Here is a 3,331-nt window from a genome sequence, read left to right on the forward strand (position 1 = left end):
CCATGGCTCACCAGCACCTCGTCCAGCGTGCAGCCCTTGATGCAGACCATGTCAACCAGCACCCTGTCCATGATCGGGCCGCGTTGCGTTTCGCCGCGAGCAGTGGGTCGAATGCGGCGCACGGTCATGGCGGCGCTGAAGCCGATGCGGTTGCGCAGGATGGTCAGCTCATGGGCGATGCCGAGGTGCCGGTCCATCCAGCCCATGCTGTCGCCGCCGGCCCGCGAGGCATCGAGCTGCGAAACCTTGGTGCCATCGGCAGCCGCCAACTCGACCAGCGCCGCATAGCGGCGGCCCATTGCGATCTGACCGTGGGTCAGAGGGCACGGCCTCTTCCGCCGCAGCGCCGAGGCGATCATCCGGTCGAACACGTCGGCCGCGCGGACGCTGGCGCGATGGCCGTAGCCGGTCGGGGCCGCCACCCATTTCTCCAAACCGCGCGCATCGACACCGTTCGGCACCATGGTCAGCTGCGGCTCGACGACGAACGGGCCGCGCGCCGGGGCGGCAATCGTATCCGGGCCGCATTGATCGGGGATCGCGCTGGCGTCCCGGATGGCGGCAAGCCGAGCGGCTTCCTCGGCCAGCCTGGCTTCACGGGCCTCCCGCGCCGCCTGCACAAGCGACTTCCCGGCTTCGGCCTTTAGCGCCGCTCTCAACATATTGTGGTCCCTCTTGCTCATCATACTGCCTATTGTTTCGGTCGCTGTCTTTTCAGGGAGGATAGGGAGGATCGGATTATCTTTAGGGATGATTTAGGGATGCACTTCAGAGGGGATTATCTTTGGATTACAGTTGGTTGACGTGTTCAGGGAGGATAGGGAGGCAAAACCGGGTCCACGCATATGGAGCCTTTATCACCCCATACCCCTTCCCTTCTCGCGCATACGCGTATGCGGGAATTTTCCTCCCTATCCTCCCTGACGCCCCGAACCCCTTGTAATGTCGTCGGAAAACACGGGGAGGCAGGCCCTCCCTTTCCTCCCTGTAGGGAGGCAAAATCCTCCCTCATGCCAGTCGGAACAGGGGTGCGGGGATCAGAGGCTGCCATCTTGGCCTCCGGTGCGGCCGGCGATGGGGCGGCCATTTGCGTCACGCGGCGCGGTCCTGAAGCGGTGTCCGAACTCAATCGAAAAGCGGATGCCGTCATAGCGCATGATGCCATTCGACTTGCGTTCCGCGAACTTCTTGCCGGTGCTCGGACTGACCCAGCGGCGCATCTTGTCCTTGAGCTGGCGCTGGACGGTGCCGGGCTGCCACACGGCGCCGCCCTGCTCGTCCTGCCAGAACTGGAACGCCTGAACCAGGTCCTTGACGGTCTCGCTGTCCTCTGGTTGCCCGGAGACGTCGCAACAGCTCTCCAGGAAGAAACCGAGCGGGTCGCTCTCCTCGCGATACTCGTTGGTGGCACTTAGAACGGCCGGCGGCTCCTGCAGCCCGCCCTCGAGGTAGTCTATCAGGCCCTCGATCAGCCAGTTGAGGATGCCGGATCGCTCTTCCCAGAGCTTGGCACCCAGGTCCGGGTCCCGCTCCTTCGGCGGAATGGTCACGTCGAACGGCACGATCAGCAGCCTGCGCCAGATCCCGTCATCCCGGCCGCGCACCTCGGGGCGATAGTTGCCCTGGATGGTGATCTTGAACTTGGGCGTGACCTCGATCTGCTCGCCGAAGTTCGGCCGCACGTTGATCGGCTCGCCGCCGGTCAGCTGCTTGATCAGCCCTTCGCGCAGCTTCTCGCCCTCCTCGGGTTCGGACGTGCGCACCATGCGGGCGAGCATGAGCGGCACGAGGTCCGGGGTAGCGGCCGATCCGTCCTTCTTGGTCGAACCGGTCAGGGTCTCGATCCGCGCCGTTGCGGCATAGTCGCCGAACATGCGGGCGATCAGGTCTACCAGCACGGACTTGCCGTTGGCGCCGAGCCCGTAGAAGAAGACCAGCTTCTGCTCGCCGGTCAGCGCCGTGGTATTCAGGGCGAACCAGCGCTGCACGAAGCGCCTGACCTCTGGATCGGGCAGGATGCGCGTGATGAACCTGTCGAAGATCGGCCGCTTCGCCTCCGGGTCGTATCGCACCGGCATCATCTTGGTGATCAGCTGATCCCGGGCATGCGGCACGAACTGCATGTCGGCCATGGGGCTCATTCCGCTTTCCGGATCGCCCGGAATGACCGAGAATCGCATGACCCCATTCTCGCAACAGACATCGAGCGGGGCGGCGTTCAGCCGCTCGAACGACACGGCCAGGCCGACGCCGGCCTCCTTGATCGAGGCGTCGATCCGGGTCGTATTGCCCGAGGTCTTCGCCCAGCCGTGATGATCCTTGCGGACCGAAAGCAGCACCTTCTCGACACCCGAGAGGCGGGCAAGCTTGGGCGCCATGCTATCCAGCTCCTGCTGGGCGGCCTCCGCCTCCTCGCCTCCGGCGCTTACGATGCGGCCGAGTTCACGCTCGCGCCGCCGCAGCTGCACGCCGTCCTCGAGGATCTGCATCTGCCAGTCCTCGAGCCGAAGATGCGGGATTTCCCGCGAAATCAACTCGCCCAGCATCTGGGCACGGCGGCGAACCTCGATGCCGTCCTCGTCTTTCTGCCATCGCTGGCCGGTCCAGACGTGCCAGCCATAGCGGGGCACATAGATCAGTTCATCCCGGTAATGGCGGGCATAGCGCTGGCCGTTGCCATGGTCGTTGAGCGGATACTGCGCGCAGTCCGAAAACGGATCGTCGGCCTGGCCCTCGGAAGGGGTTCCAGGGGATTGGCTATCGCCATCACCGGCAGAGGCCTCCGGCTCCATCCCCTCGGGCAGATCGACCTCCTCGGCATTGCTCATCACGGCCCGGACCTGCCCGAGCGCGTCGTCATCGCTCCTATCGGTCATTGCAACCTCTCCGGATCGATCCGGGCGTCACCCACCGCGCGCAACTGCGCGATCTTCGAGCGGATCAGGTCGAGGAACGGGTCGGTCTCATCGCTGCAGGTGACCACGATTTGCGCAATGAGGTCCGAAAGCGCGATGAACAGGCCGCGCGCCTCGGAAATCGACAGACCATCTAGGCCCGCGATCCCGCGAAACATCACCTCGAACCTGTTCGCGTCGTCAACAATCTCCTGCTCGTCAAGCATCTCTCTGTCCCATCAGAATGTCGTTGAGATCGCGGCCGTCGCCCGCATGGACGATGTAGCCGCGCAGGCCCGGCCGCTTGATCTTGGCGCGCCGCAGCCCGGCGAGGAGCTTGGAGCGCGTCAGTTTCGGATCGCTGTCCCCGTCCTGGACGAAGATCAGCGTCTTGACCCAGACCGGCGGCAGCCAGGCCTCGGAATCGTCCATGTCGG

General features: G+C 64.6%; 3 protein-coding genes and 1 pseudogene. All 4 read right to left on the bottom strand.

The window, feature by feature from the left end; genetic code table 11:
* Positions 1-662, bottom strand: a 662-nt coding sequence (locus BLT64_RS25695) for a hypothetical protein (RefSeq protein ID WP_074810791.1), incomplete at its 3' end; no start/stop codon positions are given.
* Positions 663-1,037: 375 nt separating this feature from the next.
* Complete coding sequence (locus BLT64_RS25700) at positions 1,038-2,828, bottom strand: DNA primase family protein (RefSeq protein ID WP_049792298.1); 1,791 nt, start codon at positions 2,826-2,828, stop codon at positions 1,038-1,040.
* Between the two features lie 44 nt (positions 2,829-2,872).
* Positions 2,873-3,121, bottom strand: coding sequence for a hypothetical protein (locus tag BLT64_RS25705; protein WP_011747321.1), 249 nt, complete (start codon positions 3,119-3,121; stop codon positions 2,873-2,875).
* Positions 3,114-3,331: pseudogene (locus tag BLT64_RS25710) on the bottom strand (DUF7146 domain-containing protein); the annotation flags it as partial. The pseudogene BLT64_RS25710 and the gene BLT64_RS25705, both read right to left, overlap by 8 nt.

The sequence above is a fragment of the Paracoccus denitrificans genome, assembly GCF_900100045.1.
GTDB classification, from domain to species: domain Bacteria; phylum Pseudomonadota; class Alphaproteobacteria; order Rhodobacterales; family Rhodobacteraceae; genus Paracoccus; species Paracoccus denitrificans.

Coding starts and splice junctions, on each gene's coding strand:
- BLT64_RS25700 (WP_049792298.1), bottom strand. CDS start 2,828: ATGAGCAATGCCGAGGAGGTCGATCTGCCCGAGGGGATGGAGCCGGAG.
- BLT64_RS25705 (WP_011747321.1), bottom strand. CDS start 3,121: ATGCTTGACGAGCAGGAGATTGTTGACGACGCGAACAGGTTCGAGGTG.